The following is a 16,176-nucleotide window of genomic DNA, read 5'->3' as shown; positions in this document are numbered from 1 at the left end:
GGAGTCACCGCAACGCCACGCCGATGGCCGGGCGCCATCGCAACAATGCTCACACCCATTCGCCCTTGCGCATCACCGGCTCCGCGTTCCCGCCCGCGGTTATCCCGTCGACATCGACCTCGCCGGAGCCGATCATCCAGTCGATGTGGATCAGGCTGGAATTGGCGCCGCGCGCGGCCAGCTGCTCGGGCGACAGGTCGGAGCCGTTGATGAAGCACTTGCTGTAGGACTGGCCGAGCGCGATGTGGCTCGCGGCGTTCTCGTCATACAGCGTGTTGTAGAACAGCAGCCCGCTCTTCGAGATCGGCGAGGAATGGGGCACCAGCGCCACCTCGCCGAGCCGGCGCGAGCCTTCGTCGGTGTCGAGCACCTTGGAGAGCACGTCGAGCCCGGTGCGCGCGCTCGCCTCGACGATGCGCCCGCCCTCGAACCTGACCGCGATGTCCTGGATCAGCGTGCCCTGGTAGGAGAGCGGCTTGGTGCTCGCCACATAGCCCTCGACCCGGTCCTTGTGCGGCGTGGTGAACACCTCCTCGGTGGGGATGTTCGCGTTGCAGGTGACGCCGTTCTTCGCCATCGACGCCCCGCCAGCCCATTCATGGTCGTCGGCGAGGCCAACGGTGAGGTCCGTGCCCGGGCCGCGAAAGCGCAGGGCCGCGTAGCGGCGGCCGTTGAGCCGGGCGGTGCGGGCGTGGAGCTCGTCATTATGCGCCGTCCAGGCCGCCACCGGGTCCGGCGTGTCGACGCGCGAGGCCGCGAAGATGGCGTGCCAGAGCTTGGCGACCGCGATGTCCTCCGGATCGTCCGGGAACATCGCCTTCGCCCAGGCGGGCGAGGCAAAGGACACGATGGTCCAATTGATGTCGAAGCCGGCGATCAGCGACAGCGCCGGCATGTAGGCCTTGGAGCGGGCGCGATTGGCGCGGGAGACCTTTTCCGGGTCCTCATGGGCCAGCAGCGAGGGGTTCTCGCCAGAAATGGCGAGGCGCGCGGCACCGTTCCGGAAGGCGTTCGCCATGCCCTCGTAGAGCCAGCCGCTGGCTGTGTCGAAGCTGTCGTCCGGGGCATTGCGGAAGCGCATCAGCGTCGCCTCCTCGTCGCCGAACAGCGTCGTGACGAGGCTCGCGCCCGCCCGGTAGGCGTGGTCCGTGATGCGGCGCACCAGCGGCAGCGCGTCGATGGAGGCGGTCATCACCAGCTCCTGCCCGGCCTTCAGGCCGAGGCCGACATGAACCGCCACTTCCGCGAGGCGATCGAGCCGCTCGTCGTGGGAAAGCGCCTCCGGGGGAAGTCCGGCGTGCTTCGTCATCTACGTCTCCACATGCAAGCGGCCGGGCCGCGACTCGGCCGACATTCAAGGAAGCGAGGCGGGTGAGCGTCAAGCACCACCTTTATGATAGGGAAAATAGGCGGTGCTGAGGCCCCGCGGTCACATCTCTACCACCAGCACGGCATCAAGCTACCAGCCGACGAGCCGATCGACGAGCGCGCCGGCGCCGAGAGCGACCGCCAGGCTGATGAGCGCGGCCAGCAGCACGGCCCACCGCGTGCTGCGCTGCAGCGCGCGATTCCTCGCCGCATGGCCGAGGCGCCCCACCGCGGCGGTGATCGCCTGCTCCGGGCCCGGCCAGACCGTTTCCCCTTCGCGAACGATCATCAGGTTTTCCGGCTTGCCGAAATCCTCGACCAGCATACCCTCGCCGTCGCGGCCCGCTGCGTCGGAGGGAATGCGCTCGGCGAGGTCGCGCAGGTCGCTCGACCACAGGAACACCGGCTTTCCCGTGGCCTCGGCATAGCCGATCTCGAACGCGGTCCCGGGGTCCATGTGGTGGCCGCGGAACGGGGAGATGTTGGCGACGAGGGCGTCGGCCTCGCCGATCAGCTCGATGCAGCTCCGGCGGATGTCGTCGCCGCGCGTGTCGAGCGGGTAGAGCCCTTCCGCGCCCGCCGCCGCGCACAATTGCTTGAGCCGCGCGCCCTCCTCGGCGGCGTCGGGCCGGAACACCTCGGGTCCGGCGAGATAGAGGCGCAGCAGGGACATCGGCTTCTTCGCTGGGCAATGGGAGGACAGCTTTAGCCGCCCGCCCCTTCCCCGCGCAACGCCCGCCTGCTGCGAGGCCGTGCCGTCAGCCCGCCTGCATGCTGCCCGTCTCGCGCAGCCGCGCATGCCAGCCGAGCGCTTCCTCGATGAGGTGCGGCGTGTGCCCGCCGCGCGCGGTCGCGCGCTCGACATAGTCCGCCAGCGCGTCGCGATAGGCGGGATGGACGCAATTGGCGATCACCAGCCGCGCCCGCTCGCGCGGGGCGAGGCCGCGCAGGTCCGCCAACCCCTGCTCGGTGACGAGTATGTCTACGTCATGCTCGGTATGGTCGACATGGCTCACCATCGGCACCACGCTGGAAATCGCCCCACCCTTCGCCACCGACTTGGTTACGAAGACCGACAGATAGGCGTTGCGCGCGAAATCTCCGGAGCCGCCGATGCCGTTCATCATCATCGTGCCGCCGACATGGGTCGAGTTGACGTTGCCGTAGAGGTCGAACTCCAGCGCGGTGTTGACCGCGATCACGCCGAGCCGCCGGATCACCTCCGGGTGGTTGCTGATCTCCTGCGGCCGCAGCACCAGCTTCGGCTTGTAGCGGGCGAAATCGGGCAGCACGGCCTGATACTTCGCCTTCGACAGGGTGATCGACGAACCGGAGGCGAAGTCGAGCTTGCCGGCGTCGAACAGGTCGAAGGTCGAGTCCTGCAGCACCTCGGAATACATGGTCAGGTTGTGGAACGGGCTGTCGATCAGCCCGTGCATCACCGCGTTGGCGATGGTGCCGATGCCGGCCTGAAGCGGCTGCAGCGTGTTGGTGAGCCGGCCCGCCTTCACCTCGTGCTTCAGGAGCTCGGTCAGGTGGCCGGCGATGTCGCGCGTCTCCTGGTCCGGCGGCAGCACGGTCGAGGAGGAGTCGAGCTTCTGCGTGACGACGATCGCGACGATCTTGCCCGGATCGACCGGGATGAACGGCAGGCCGACCCGGTTCTCCGGCGCCACCACCGGGATGGGATGACGCACCGGGCGGCGGGTGGGGATGTAGATGTCGTGCAGCCCCTCCAGCAGCAGCGGCTGGCTGAGGTTGATCTCGACAATCACCTTCTCCGCGAGGATCGCAAAGCTCGCCGAATTGCCCACCGAGGTGGTTGGGATGATGCCGCCCTGCTCGGTGATCGCCACTGCCTCGATCACCGCCACGTCGACGGGCCCGAGCTGGTGGGTGCGCAGCATCTCCACCGTTTCCGAGAGGTGCTGGTCGACGAACATCACCTCGCCGTCGTTGATCTCGCGGCGCAGCGCGGGATCGGACTGGAACGGGATGCGGCGCGAGAGCAGGTGCGCCTCCGCCATCTGCTTGTCGAGGTCGTTGCCGAGCGAGGCGCCGGTGATCAGCGTGATCTTCATCGGCTCGGTCTTGGCGCGCTCGGCCAGCGCCATTGGCACCGCCTTCGCCTCGCCCGCGCGGGTGAAGCCGCTCATGCCGACCGTCATGCCGTCGCGGATATAGGCGGCCGCCGCTTCGGCGCTCACCACCTTGTCCAGGAGCGCGGGAAGGCGGATGCGATCTCGATGCATGGCGTTGCCTTGTTGTCGTGACGAGCGTCGCCCGGATAGCGCCGGCGCGCGGCCGCCGCGATTGGACTTTGGTAATCCGGTCACCCTGTTATGCACAGGACGCAGAGCTCGGCACATCGGGAGTTTTCCCGAACCCTTGGCGACGCAGCGGGCGACGGGCCGCGGCGGCGATTTCCGCCCTGGACCGCCCATGCGCGGGCGCCTCGCGACAGGCGGCGGATGCGGGTTTCTGCCGCCCGAATGGGCAGCCCCGGGCATTGCCCTTCCCCGACCCTCCTGCTGTAGTCTGTCACCGGCGCGCGGCCTGACGGTTCCCGCAGACCTATGTCCTGAGGGATATCAAAGGGGCCGCGGCCGCAGGCGACTAGTCTGACCCGAGGAGGCCTGAGCCATGGAAACGAACGGACGAGTCGTGGCCATCCGGGGAGCGGTCGTCGACATCGCCTTCGCCGACGCCGCCCTGCCGGAGATCAACGAAGCCGTCGCCATCGGCGACGAGGCGAGCGGCACGCTTGTCGCCGAGGTGCAGGCGCATCTCGACCGCTCGACGGTGCGGGCCATCGCGCTTGAGGCGACGACCGGGCTCCGGCGCGGCGACACGGTGCGGCGCGAGCACGGGCCGATCGCGGTGCCGGTCGGCGAAGCGGTGCTTGGGCGCCTGCTCGACGTCACCGGCAATGTCGGCGACCGGCTGGGCCCCCTGCCGCAGGACGTGCCGCGGCGGCCGATCCACCGCGAGGCGCCGCCGCTCGACCGGCAGACCGGCACCTCCGACCTGTTCGCCACCGGCATCAAGGTACTGGACCTGCTGACCCCGCTGGCGCAGGGCGGCAAGGCGGCGATGTTCGGCGGCGCCGGCGTCGGCAAGACGGTGCTGGTGATGGAGCTGATCCACGCCATGGTGGCGAGCTATCAGGGCATCTCGGTGTTCGCGGGCGTCGGCGAGCGCTCGCGCGAGGGCCACGAGATGCTGCAGGACATGGGCGCCTCGAAGGTGCTGGACCGCACCGTGCTGGTCTACGGGCAGATGAACGAGCCGCCCGGCGCGCGCTGGCGCGTGCCCATGACCGCGATCACCATCGCCGAATATTTCCGCGACGAGATGCACCGCAACGTCCTGCTGCTGATGGACAACATCTTCCGCTTCGTGCAGGCGGGGGCGGAGGTGTCCGGCCTGCTCGGGCGCATGTCCTCGCGGGTCGGCTACCAGCCGACGCTGGCGAGCGAGGTGGCGGCGCTTCAGGAGCGCATCGCCTCGGTCGGCGGGGCGGCGGTGACGGCGATCGAGGCGGTCTACGTGCCGGCCGACGACTTCACCGACCCGGCCGTCACCACCATCGCCAGCCATGTCGACAGCATGGTCGTGCTTTCGCGCGCCATGGCGGCGGAGGGCATGTACCCCGCCGTCGACCCGATCACCTCCTCCTCGGTGCTGCTCGACCCGCTGATCGTCGGGCAGGAGCATGTGGACGTCGCCAACGAGGTGCGCCGGACCATCGAGCATTACCGCGAGCTGCAGGACGTGATCTCGCTGCTCGGCATGGAGGAGCTCGGCGCCGAGGACCGGCGGATCGTCGAGCGCGCGCGCCGGCTGCAGCGCTTCCTCACCCAGCCCTTCACCGTGACCGAGGCCTTCACCGGCGTTCCGGGCCGCTCGGTGGCGGTGGCCGACACCATCGCCGGCTGCAAGGCGATCCTCGCCGGCGAATGCGACGACTGGCAGGAGAGCTCGCTCTACATGATCGGCACGCTGGACGAGGGGCGCGAGAAGGAGAAGGCGGCGAAGAGCACCGCTCCGACATCCTCCAATCCCGCGCAGGCCCAGCCCACCAAGGCCGGGGAGAAGGCCGCGTGAGCCGGACGATCCACCTCACCATCACCACGCCCTCCAGCGTCCTCGTCGACCGGGCGGACGTGGTCTCGGTGCGGGCGGAGGATGAGAGCGGCGGGTTCGGCATCCTGCCCGGACATGCCGACTTCCTCACCGTACTGCCGGCCTCCGTGGTGCGCTGGCGCGGCCCGGACCAGGCCGAGCATTTCTGCGTCGTCGGCGGCGGCGTGCTGACGGTGACGGGCGGGCGGGACGTCTCGCTCGCCTGCCGGCAGGGTACCGTCGGCGACGATCTCGGCGCACTGGAGGCCGACGTCGCCACGATGCGCGCGGCCGACACTGACGCCGACCGGCGCGCGCGCACCGAGCAGCTACGTCTTCATGCGCATGCGGTGCGCCAGCTCATGCGCTATCTGCGTCCCGGTCAGACCGGCAATGCCGAGGCGATCCTCGGCGAGGCAATGGGTGAGGAGGCCTCATGACGGCCGCGCCGCAGGAAGCCACGCCCGATCCGCCGCCCGACCGCATGGGATCGGCGGCCCGACAGGCGGCCGAGCGCGCCGCCAGTGGGGCGCAGACGCCCGAGCCCTCGCTCGGCGTGCGGCTGGGTCAGATCGGCATTCTGGGCTGGACCATCGTCGTCCCCACCCTGCTGTGCCTCGTGCTCGGCCGCTGGCTGGACGGCCTGTTCGACAGCGGCGTGTTCTTCTCCGCGCCGCTCATCATGATCGGTGCCGGCTTCGGCTTCTGGTCCGCCTGGAAATGGATGCATCGCCCGTGACCGACATCGCCGCCCATCTCCCAACGGCACAGACCGCGCTCCTCGTCGCGCTCGGGCTGGCGGTCGGCGCGCTGCTCGGCCTCGTCTATTTCGCGACGCTCAGGTGGAACACCGAGCTTTATCTCGGGCGCAGCTTCGCGCTCGCGCTCGGCCTGCAGCTCTTCCGCTTCGCGGTGCTCGGCGCCGCGTTCTACGCCCTCGCCCGGCTCGGCGCCGGCCCGCTGCTGGCCGCCGCGATCGGCCTGCTGGTCACGCGCCGGTTCTATCTGCGCCGCGCGGGAGGGCTGCCGTGAACTCGCCCCTCGTCCTCGAACCGCTGTTCCATCTCGGCCCGATCCCCATCACCTCGCCGGTGCTGGTGACCTGGGCGATCATGATCACGCTGGCGCTGATCTGCCGCTTCGCCACCGCCCGGCTGACGCTGGAGCCCTCGCGCTTCCAGGCGGTGCTGGAGCTGCTGGTGAGCACGGTGGACGGGCTCGTCGCCGACACCATGCAGAGCGAGCCGACGCGCTATCGCGCCCTGATCGGCACCATCCTCATCTATGTGCTGATCGCCAACTGGTCGTCGCTGATCCCCGGCATCGAGCCGCCGACCGCGCATCTGGAAACCGACGCGGCGCTCGCCTTCATCGTGTTCTGCGCGACCATCTATTACGGGGTGCGCGCGCTCGGGCTCGGCGGCTACCTCAGGACCTTCGCCGAGCCGAGCTGGGTGATGATCCCGCTCAACGTAGTCGAGCAGATCACCCGCACCTTCTCGCTGCTGGTACGCCTGTTCGGCAACATCATGAGCGGCGTGTTCGTCATCGGCATCGTGCTCTCGCTCGCCGGCCTGCTGGTGCCGATCCCGTTCATGGCGCTCGATCTGCTGACCGGCGCCGTGCAGGCCTACATCTTCGCCGTCCTCGCCTGCGTCTTCATCGGCGCGGCCATCAGCGAGGGACAGGCGTCCCGGAAGTCCGACGGAAAGGAGCCGACAAGCCCATGAACATATCGATCGAAGCCGTCAGCATCCTCGCCGCGGCGCTTGCCGTCTCCTTCGGGGCGATCGGGCCGGCGCTGGGCGAGGGGCGCGCCGTCGCAGCGGCGATGGACGCCATCGCCCGCCAGCCGGAAGCCGCCGGCACGATCTCGCGCACGCTGTTCGTCGGCCTCGCCATGATCGAGACCATGGCGATCTACTGCCTGGTCATCGCGCTGCTCGTGCTCTTCGCCAACCCCTTCATCAAGTGAGTGTCGTCAGGCGATGCAGATCGACTGGTGGACCCTCGGCCTCCAGACCGCCAACGTCCTCGTCCTCGTCTGGATTCTCGGCCGGTTTCTGTTCCGGCCGGTGGCCGGCATGATCGAGCAGCGGCGGGTGCTGGCCTCGAAGGCGCTCGACGACGCCCGCGCCGCGCAGGCGGCGGCGGAGGCCGCGCGCGTTGAGGCCGAGCACACGACGGCGGACCTCGCCCGGTCACGCGCCGACGCGCTGAAGAAGGCCGCGCAGGAGGCGGAGGCCGAGAGGCAGGGCATCATCGCCGCCGCCCGCGCGGAGGCGGAGCGGCTGCGCGAGGCGGCGAAGGCCGACATCGCCCGCGCCCGCGCCGACGAAGCCGCCGCCGCGCAGGGGCGGGCCAGCGCGCTGGCGCTCGACATCGCCGACAAGCTGCTCTCCCGCCTGCCTGAACAGGCCCGCATCGACGGCTTCATCCCCGGCCTCGCGCAGGGGCTGGCAGCCCTGCCCGACGAGATCCGCGCCAGCCTCGGCGCCGACGGCCATCCCGTGCGGCTGAAGGCGGCGCGTGCGCTCTCCGACGCCGAGGTGAATGCCTGCCGCGATCAGCTCTCCAAGGCGCTCGGCCGGCCGATCGAGATCGCCTGCGAGACCGATCCGGCGCTGATCGCCGGGCTGGAGCTCGACATGCCGCACGCGGCCGTGCGCAACAGCCTGCGGGCGGATCTCGACCGGGTGGCCGGAGCGCTCGCCAAGGGTAGCAAGGCGGGGGCGCCGAGCAGCAACGGGAGCGCGACGCCATGAGCACGACCGGCAACGACACGGCTTCGACGATCACCGCCGCCTCCGACGTCGACGGCGCCGCCGACGGCGCCGCCCGCGAATGGCTGGCGCGCAGCCGCGACGAGCTGGCCCAGGTGACACTCGGCCCCGAGGCGACCTCGATCGGCCGGGTCGAGCGCGTTGCCGACGCCATCGCCCAGGTTTCGGGCCTGCCCGAGGTGCGGCTGAACGAACTGCTGCATTTCGAGGGCGGGCAGACCGGCTTCGCCCTCACCCTCGACCGCGACGCGATTAGCGCCGTCATCCTCGACGCGGCGAGCACCGTCGAGGCCGGCACCAAGGTCTCGCGCACCGGCGCGGTGGTGCAGGTGCCGGTCGGGCCCGGCCTGCTCGGGCGCATCGTCGATCCGCTGGGCCGGCCGCGCGACGGCGGCGAGGCGGTGGTGGCGGAGGCCTATCACCCGATCGAGCGCCCCGCCCCGGCGATCATCGAGCGCGACCTCGTCACCGAGCAGGTCGACACCGGCCTTCTAGTGGTGGACGCCCTCTTCACCCTCGGGCGCGGCCAGCGCGAGCTCATCATCGGCGATCGGGCGACCGGCAAGACGGCCATCGCCGTCGACACCATCATCAGTCAGAAGGACTCGGACATCGTCTGCGTCTATGTCGCGGTCGGTCAGCGCGCGACCGCCGTGGAGCGGGTCATCGAGGCGGTGCGCCAGCACGGCGCGCCGGAGAAGTGCATCTTCGTTATCGCCTCCGCGGCCGACGCGCCGGGCCTGCAGTGGATCGCTCCCTTCGCCGGCACCACCATCGCCGAATATTTCCGCGACCGCGGCCAGCATGCGCTGATCATCATCGACGATCTGACCAAGCACGCCGCTACCCATCGCGAGCTGGCGCTGCTGACGCGCGAGCCGGCGGGGCGCGAGGCCTATCCCGGCGACGTGTTCTATCTCCATGCGCGGCTGCTGGAGCGCGCCGCCAAGCTCTCGAAGGAGCTCGGTTCCGGCTCGCTCACCGCGCTGCCCATCGCCGAGACCGATGCCGGCAACCTCTCCGCCTACATCCCCACCAACCTGATCTCGATCACCGACGGGCAGATCGTGCTCGGCTCGCAGCTCTTCGCCGCCAACCAGCGGCCGGCGGTGGATGTCGGCCTCAGCGTCAGCCGGGTGGGCGGAAAGGCGCAGCATCCCGCGCTGCGGCAGGTCTCGGGTCGCATCCGGCTCGACTATTCCCAGTTTCTCGAACTGGAGATGTTCTCGCGCTTTGGCGGCATCGCCGACACCCGGGTGAAGGCGCAGATGACGCGCGGCGAGCGCATCCGCGCGCTGCTCTCCCAGCCCCGCTTCGCCACGCTGCGGCCGGTCGACGAGATCGCGCTGCTGGCCGCGCTCTCGGCCGGGGTGCTGGACGATATGCCGGTGGAGGCGATGCCGGAGCTGCGGGCGCGGCTTCCCGGCCATCTCGACGCCGCCGTTCCCGACGCCGCGAAGTCGCTGGAGGCGGACGCGAAGCTGGACGACGTCTTGCGCGACACGCTGGTCGCGAGCGTGCACGCTCTCGCCGCCGGGCTGAAGGGCACGGGCTCATGAGGCGCCGCGGGTGAGGGCTTCCCCATGAGCGAGCGGCTGAGCGACGTCGTCGTCCGCATCCAGTCGGTGCAGCAGCTCTCAGCCGTGATCGCGGCGATGCGCGGCATTTCGGCGGCGCGCTCGCGCGAGGCGCGCGGCCAGCTCGACGGCGTGCGCGCCTATGCCGAGACCATCGCGGTCGCCATCGGCGATGCGCTCGAGCACCTGCCGTCCGGCCCGCCCATTGCCGCCGCGCCGGCCGAGGACCGCCATGCCATCGTGGCGCTGTGCGCCGAGCAGGGCTTCGCCGGCACCTTCAACGAGCGCGTGCTCGACGCGGTGGAAGAGCGGATGAAGCGGACGCCGGGCACGACGCGGCTCCTCCTCGTCGGCGACCGCGGCCTGATGGCGGCGGGCGAGCGGCGCTTCGACGTCTCATGGTCGGCGGCGATGATCGCCCATGTCGGCCAGGCGACGTCGCTCGCCAACCGGATCGTCGAGGAGCTCTACCGCGCGCTCGACCAGGACGAGGTGCGCAGCGTGTCGATCGTCCACGCCTTCCCCGGCGCCTCGGCGACGGTCGACGTGCGCGAGCAGGTGCTCATCCCGTTCGACTATGCGCGCTTCCCGATCGACGCCCGCAGCCAGCGCCCGCTGGTGACGCTGCCGCCCGACATCCTGCTGGCGCGCCTCGCCGAGGAATACATCTTCGCCGAGCTGTGCGAGGCGGTGATCCAGTCCTTCGCCGCCGAGAACGAGGCGCGCATGCGGGCGATGATCGCCGCCAAGAGCAATGTCGAGCACACGCTCGACGACCTCGTCGCCCGCTCGCGCCGGCTGCGGCAGGAGGAAATCACCAACGAGATCCTCGAGCTCTCCAGCACCGAGACCGACGCGAACTAGGCGACGGGCCCGCCCTCACCGCCCGTCCGGCAGGGCGAAGACGGTGAGCTGGCCGCCGAGCGCGGTGTAGCTGCTCAGCGCCGCATAGGCATCCTTGGCGCCCGAGCCCGCATTCGGATCGGTGAGCCCGGCGGCGAGGCCGATGCCGGCCCATCCGCCGATGCCGGACAGCACGGCGACATATTGCCGGCCGCGATGCTCATAGGTCATGACGTTGCCGACGATGCCCGAGGGCGTCTTGAAGCGGAAAAGCTCCTTGCCCGTCTTCGCGTCGACCGCCTTCAGATAGCCTTCCAGCGTGCCGTAGAACACCACGCCGCCGGCGGTGGCGAGCGCGCCGGACCAGACCGAGAAGCGCTCCGGTATGGTCCAGGCGACGCGGCCCTTGAGGTTGTCCCAGGCGATGAAGTTGCCGGTGTGCCCGTCCTTCGCGTCGGGCGCGGGATACATGGTCAGCGTCGCGCCGACATAGGGCTGGCCGACCGCGTAGTCGACGAAGAACGGCTCGTAATCCATGCACATGTGGCTGGTCGGCACGTAGAACAGACCGGTTTCGGGCGACCAGGCCGCCGGCTGCTGGTTCTTCGAGCCCAGCGCCGCCGGGCAGATGCCCTGATAGGTCACGTCCTCGCCCTCGGCCTCGGTGCCGTATTTCGGGTCCAGGATCGGGCGGCCATAGGTCGGGCTCGCCTTGTCGAGGTCGATGCCCTTGGCCCAGTTCACGCTCGGGTCGAACTTCTCCGCCACCAGCAACTCGCCCGTCGCGCGGTCGAGCGTGTAGGCGAAGCCGTTGCGGTCGAAATGGGTCAGCAGCGTGCGCAGGCGCCCGTCAACCACCTGGTCGGTCAGGATCATCTCGTTGACGCCGTCATAGTCCCACTGGTCGTGCGGCGTCATCTGGTAGACCCAGCGGGCGAGCCCGGTATCGGCATCGCGGGCGAAGATGGTCATCGCCCATTTGTTGTCGCCTGGACGCTGCGAGGGGTTCCACGTGCCGGGGTTGGCGCTGCCGTAATAGACGAGGTTCAGCTTCGGGTCGTAGGCGAACCAGCCCCAGGGCGCGCCGCCGCCGATCTTCCACTGCTCGCCCTCCCAGCTCTTCAGCGACGAATCCGGGCCGACCGGCTTGCCGAGCTCGGTGGTCTTCGCCGGGTCGATCAGCATCTGCGCATCCGGCCCGGTCGAATAGGCCCGCCAGGCGAGCGTGCCGTCCTTGATGTTGTAGGCGCTGATGTGCCCGCGCGCGCCGAACTCCGCGCCCGCTATGCCGACGATCAGCTTGTCCTTCACCGGCATCACGGTGGCGGTGTTGGATTCGCCGCGCTTCGGGTCGCCATTCGCGACGCGCCAGCGCACCGCGCCTGTCTTGGCGTCGAGCGCGACGATGGTCGTGTCGGCCTGATGGAGGAACACCATGCCCTGCGCATAGGCGAGCCCGCGATAGACGAGATCGCAGCACATGATGGCCGCCACCTCGTTGTCCTGCCGCGGCTCGTACTTCCACAGGATGCGCCCCTCATGGTCGAGATCGAGCGCGTAGACATTGTTCGGAAACGGGGTGTGGACATACATCACCCCGTCGACGACCAGCGGGCTGCCTTCATGTCCTCTGAGAACGCCGGTCGAGAAGGTCCAGGAAACCTTCAGCTTTCCGACATTTCCGACGTTGATCTGGTCGAGCCGCGAATAGCGGGTGTTGGCGTAGTCCAGCGTCTGGATCACCTGCTGCGCGGGATCGGCGATCCGCGCCGGCACGTCGTCCTCGGCATGGGCGGAAAGCGCACCCGCCAGCAGCACCGCGCCCGTCGCGATGCCGGCGATTCCTGCTGCGGCCATAGCCCTCATGCGTCTCTCCCAGCCGACGGAGGCCGGTTGGTCCGGCCTCTCATTGCCGGAAGGGATAGCATGCGGAGCCTTGCCGGCGACAATTGACCAGATGCCGCTGCCGTAACGAAATGGGCCGCCTCGCCCCTCCCCGTCCGGCGTGGTCTGGCTCCGGCCGAGCAGCCCGTGAAAAAACCCATGCCGGCTACGGGAATGGCCGCCGGTAGGCACATGCCGCCGGAAATGTGACCGGACGGGTTGCCAGCCGGGCTCGGCACGCTAATCTCCGTTAGCCATGACACATGGACATTCCTGGTGGCACGGCGCCGTCATCTATCAGATCTATCCACGCTCCTTCAAAGACACCTCGGCCGACGGCATCGGCGACCTTCAGGGCATCGCCGACGAGCTGGACTACGTGGCCGAGCTGGGGGTCGACGCGATCTGGATCTCCCCGTTCCAGAAGTCGCCGATGAAGGACTATGGCTACGACGTCGAGGACTACGTCGCGGTCGATCCGCTGTTCGGCACGCTCGACGACGTGCGCGCGCTGATCGAGGAGGCGCACAAGCGCGGCCTGAAGGTGCTGATGGACCAGGTGCTGAGCCACACCTCCGACCAGCACGCTTGGTTCAGGGAAAGCCGGGCCTCGCGCACCAACGACAAGGCCGACTGGTACGTCTGGAACGATCCCCGGCCCGATGGAACGCCGCCTAACAATTGGCTCTCGGTGTTCGGTGGCCCGTCCTGGCACTGGGAGCCGCGGCGCGACCAGTATTACCTGCACAATTTCCTGACCGCCCAGCCCGACCTCAACTACCACAACCCCGAAGTGCAGGACGCGGTGCTGGACGCGTGCCGCTTCTGGCTCGAGCTCGGCGTCGACGGGTTCCGGCTCGACGTGTGCGCCTTCTACTTCCACGACGCGCAGCTTCGCGACAACCCGCCGGCCGAGACCTCGCCGCTCGGCAGCCAGTTCAACTTCAATCCCTATTCGTTCCAGCAGCATGTCCGCGACATCGGGCAGGAGGAGAACCTGCCCTTCCTCGAGCGCCTGCGCGCGCTGGTCGACGAATATGGCGACCGCGTCCTGCTCGGCGAGCTGAACGAGAGCGACGGCGTGCGGCTGCACAAGGACTATACCGGCCCCGGCCGGCTGCACCTCGCCTATGGCTACTGGCTGCTCGGCTCGCAGCATGTCGACGGGGACGTGATCCGCGAGCTGTCCGAACGGCTCGGCCACCAGCCGGAAGACGGCCTGCCCTGCTGGTCGCTCGACAATCACGATTTCATGCGCGCCGCCTCGCGCCTGCGGCAGGGCGACGACCATCCCGATTTCACCATCACCGTGCTGGCCGCGCTGTCGTGCCTTCGCGGGGCGCTATGCCTCTATCAGGGCAGCGAGCTCGGCCTGCCGGAGGCGGAGGTGCCGTTCGAGCGGCTGCTCGATCCGTATGGGCGCGAGTTCTACCCCTCCTTCAAGGGCCGCGACGGCGCGCGCACGCCGATCCCCTGGCGGCACGATGCCGACCATTGCGGGTTCAGCACCGTCGAGCCTTGGCTTCCCATCCCCGAGGAGCATCGCCGCCGTTCCGTGGACCTGCAGGAGCGTGAGCCGGGCTCGGCGCTGAACCGCATGCGGCGGTTCCTGAAATGGCGCCGCGAGCAGCCGGCGCTGCGCGGCAACGATCTCGCCTTCTATCCCGCCCACAAAAACCTTCTCGTCTTCGAGCGCGGCAACGCGGAAGACGGGGTCCTGTGCGTCTTCAACCTGAGCGATGCGGCATGCGAGGTGCCTCTGGCTTCGATCCCGCTTGGCGAGGATCTCGTCGGTCACGGCTTCGGGGCGACGCGGCGCGGCGAGGCGCTGCATGTCGAGCCCTGGGGCGCTCATTTCGGCACCATCGCATGAGCCACGGCCCGGATACCTGCCTCGTTTCGCCCGATGCCCCGCCCTTACTGATGCGCCGCCCGCCCGACGATGAGTGGTGGCGCGGCATGGTGGTCTACCAGATCTATCTTCGCAGCTTTCAGGACACCAATGGCGACGGTGTCGGCGACCTGCCGGGCGTGCTGGAGCGGCTCGACTACATCACCAGCCTCGGCGTCGACGCGGTCTGGCTCTCGCCCTTCTACGCCTCGCCGCAGGAGGACTTCGGCTACGACGTGTCGGACTTCCGCACCGTCCAGCCGGAGATGGGCACGATCGAGGACTTCGAGCGGCTGCGCGACGCCCTGCACGAGCGGGGAATGAAGCTCTTCATCGACTTCATCCCCGGCCACACCTCCGACCAGCATGCCTGGTTTCGCGAGAGCCGCGGCAACCGCGAGAACCCCAAGGCGGACTGGTACGTCTGGGCCGACGCCGCGCCCGACGGCACGGCACCGAACAACTGGATCTCCTCCTTCGGCGGGCCGGCCTGGACCTGGGATCCGCGCCGCGCGCAGTTCTATTTCCACCCCTTCCTGACGTGCCAGCCCGCGCTCAACCTGCAGAAGCCCGAAGTGCTGGCGGCGATGCTGGAGGAGCTCGATTTCTGGCTCAGGCAGGGCGTGGACGGCGTGCGGCTCGACGCCGTGCAGTGCATCACCTGCGACATGGACCTGCGGCCCAACCCGCGCGTCTCGCACAAGGGTTCGCCCATCCTGCTGGGCGGCGGGCCGGACAATCCCTTCGCCCGCCAACTGCACCTGTTCGACCGCGACGTGCCCGAGGCGCTCGACATCTTCAAGGCGATGGCGGAACTCGCCGGTCGCTACGACCCGCCGAAGATGCTGCTTGGCGAGCTGTCCGACGTCGATTCGCCGGTCGTCTGCGAGAAGTACACCGGCCGCCCGGACGGACTGGACGCCACCTACGACTACGACTTCGTCAATACGACGCCGCGGGTGGAGAACTGGCGCTCGCTGCTGGTGCGCCAGCGCGATGTCATGCCCCATGGCTGGAACTTCAACGTCTTCAACAACCAGGATGCCACGCGCGTCCTGAGCAATTTCGGCGAATGGGCGGTCGAGCTCGGCCATCAGGACGCCATGGCCAAGCTGCTGAACGTGCTGCAGATGACGCTGCGGGGCGGGGTCGTGATCTATCAGGGCCAGGAGCTGGCGCTGACGCAGGCCGAAATTCCGAAGGAGCAGATCGTCGACCCATGGGGCCTGCAATTATGGCCGGACTTCAAGGGACGCGACGGCTGCCGCACGCCGATGCCGTGGGAGCACGGCGCACCCCATTGTGGCTTCACCGACGCCGAGCCATGGCTGCCGGTCGCCGAGGACCACAAGGAGCGGGCGGCGGACCGGCAGGACGCAGACGAGGCCTCGCCGCTGAACTTCACCCGCCGATTTATCGCGTGGCGCAGGACCCAGCCCGCGCTCCAGCTCGGCGACGTACGGTTCCTCGACATTCCCGCGCCCCTGCTCGCCTTCGAGCGCTTCGACGACCGCACCTGCCTGCTCGTGGTGCTGAATTTCAGCGCCGAGCCGAGGCGGTTCGGTGCCGGCATGGCGCTGCGTGCGCTGGAGGCGCCGGGCCTTGCCGGCGCGCTCTCCGGGGACGCCATCGACCTGCCCCCGCTTCAGGCCTTCATCGGCGAAAGGCTCGATGCGCGCCCGCCCGCCGACGACTGAGCCGGCGC

At 69.3% G+C, this 16,176-nt stretch carries 15 protein-coding genes; 11 read left to right on the top strand and 4 right to left on the bottom strand.

Features of this window, described 5'->3' with window-relative positions:
* Nucleotides 1-49: 49 nt before the first annotated feature.
* The 3 genes from NVS83_RS13785 to scpC form a co-directional block, all read right to left on the bottom strand.
* Nucleotides 50-1,309 carry an aminopeptidase gene (locus NVS83_RS13785; protein WP_258739851.1) on the bottom strand — a complete coding sequence of 420 codons (1,260 nt, stop codon included), beginning with the start codon at nt 1,307-1,309 and terminating at the stop codon, nt 50-52.
* 150 nt (nt 1,310-1,459) lie between these two features.
* On the bottom strand, nt 1,460-2,041 hold the full coding sequence (locus tag NVS83_RS13780) for a nucleoside 2-deoxyribosyltransferase (protein WP_258739850.1): 582 nt from the start codon (nt 2,039-2,041) through the stop codon (nt 1,460-1,462).
* Nucleotides 2,042-2,126: 85 nt separating this feature from the next.
* Nucleotides 2,127-3,620 (bottom strand): succinyl-CoA:acetate CoA-transferase ScpC, encoded by a 1,494-nt coding sequence (scpC, locus tag NVS83_RS13775; RefSeq protein ID WP_258739849.1) that lies wholly within the window; start codon nt 3,618-3,620, stop codon nt 2,127-2,129.
* A gap of 391 nt (nt 3,621-4,011) precedes the next feature.
* Between scpC and atpD the strand changes: the two genes are divergently transcribed.
* From atpD to NVS83_RS13730, 9 genes are read left to right on the top strand one after another with little or no spacing between them, the layout of a single operon-like run.
* Nucleotides 4,012-5,475, top strand: a complete 1,464-nt coding sequence (gene atpD / locus NVS83_RS13770; protein WP_258739848.1) for a F0F1 ATP synthase subunit beta — start codon at nt 4,012-4,014, stop codon at nt 5,473-5,475.
* Nucleotides 5,472-5,933: a F0F1 ATP synthase subunit epsilon gene (locus NVS83_RS13765; protein WP_258739847.1), complete on the top strand. Its 462-nt coding sequence runs from the start codon at nt 5,472-5,474 to the stop codon at nt 5,931-5,933. Before atpD ends, NVS83_RS13765 begins: the two co-directional genes overlap by 4 nt.
* Nucleotides 5,930-6,232: an AtpZ/AtpI family protein gene (locus NVS83_RS13760; RefSeq protein WP_258739846.1), complete on the top strand. Its 303-nt coding sequence runs from the start codon at nt 5,930-5,932 to the stop codon at nt 6,230-6,232. The genes NVS83_RS13765 and NVS83_RS13760 overlap by 4 nt, the downstream gene beginning before the upstream one ends.
* A complete protein-coding gene (locus tag NVS83_RS13755; RefSeq protein ID WP_258739845.1) occupies nt 6,229-6,525 on the top strand; it encodes an N-ATPase subunit AtpR in 297 nt (98 codons plus the stop codon). The genes NVS83_RS13760 and NVS83_RS13755 overlap by 4 nt, the downstream gene beginning before the upstream one ends.
* The gene (locus NVS83_RS13750) at nt 6,522-7,223 is read left to right on the top strand and encodes a F0F1 ATP synthase subunit A (RefSeq protein WP_258739844.1); all 702 of its coding nucleotides are present in this window, start codon (nt 6,522-6,524) and stop codon (nt 7,221-7,223) included. Before NVS83_RS13755 ends, NVS83_RS13750 begins: the two co-directional genes overlap by 4 nt.
* Nucleotides 7,220-7,468, top strand: a complete 249-nt coding sequence (locus NVS83_RS13745; protein WP_258734197.1) for a F0F1 ATP synthase subunit C — start codon at nt 7,220-7,222, stop codon at nt 7,466-7,468. Before NVS83_RS13750 ends, NVS83_RS13745 begins: the two co-directional genes overlap by 4 nt.
* A gap of 13 nt (nt 7,469-7,481) precedes the next feature.
* Nucleotides 7,482-8,258: a F0F1 ATP synthase subunit delta gene (locus NVS83_RS13740; RefSeq protein WP_258739843.1), complete on the top strand. Its 777-nt coding sequence runs from the start codon at nt 7,482-7,484 to the stop codon at nt 8,256-8,258.
* Entirely contained in the window at nt 8,255-9,835 is a 1,581-nt protein-coding gene (locus NVS83_RS13735; protein WP_258739842.1) for a F0F1 ATP synthase subunit alpha, read from the top strand. Before NVS83_RS13740 ends, NVS83_RS13735 begins: the two co-directional genes overlap by 4 nt.
* Before the next feature lie 24 nt (nt 9,836-9,859).
* Complete coding sequence (locus NVS83_RS13730) at nt 9,860-10,717, top strand: F0F1 ATP synthase subunit gamma (RefSeq protein WP_258739841.1); 858 nt, start codon at nt 9,860-9,862, stop codon at nt 10,715-10,717.
* A gap of 15 nt (nt 10,718-10,732) precedes the next feature.
* Here NVS83_RS13730 and NVS83_RS13725 read toward each other — a convergent pair whose 3' ends face one another.
* On the bottom strand, nt 10,733-12,562 hold the full coding sequence (locus tag NVS83_RS13725) for a methanol/ethanol family PQQ-dependent dehydrogenase (protein ID WP_374115064.1): 1,830 nt from the start codon (nt 12,560-12,562) through the stop codon (nt 10,733-10,735).
* Nucleotides 12,563-12,836: 274 nt separating this feature from the next.
* Between NVS83_RS13725 and NVS83_RS13720 the strand changes: the two genes are divergently transcribed.
* The gene (locus NVS83_RS13720) at nt 12,837-14,453 is read left to right on the top strand and encodes an alpha-glucosidase (protein ID WP_258739840.1); all 1,617 of its coding nucleotides are present in this window, start codon (nt 12,837-12,839) and stop codon (nt 14,451-14,453) included.
* The gene (locus tag NVS83_RS13715) at nt 14,450-16,168 is read left to right on the top strand and encodes an alpha-amylase family glycosyl hydrolase (protein WP_258739839.1); all 1,719 of its coding nucleotides are present in this window, start codon (nt 14,450-14,452) and stop codon (nt 16,166-16,168) included. Before NVS83_RS13720 ends, NVS83_RS13715 begins: the two co-directional genes overlap by 4 nt.
* Nucleotides 16,169-16,176 lie beyond the last annotated feature (8 nt).

The organism is Ancylobacter mangrovi (assembly GCF_024752335.1).
Taxonomy (GTDB): domain Bacteria; phylum Pseudomonadota; class Alphaproteobacteria; order Rhizobiales; family Xanthobacteraceae; genus Ancylobacter; species Ancylobacter mangrovi.
Note: the sequence above shows the minus strand (reverse complement) of the source record. Positions and strands in the feature narration are given on the sequence as shown.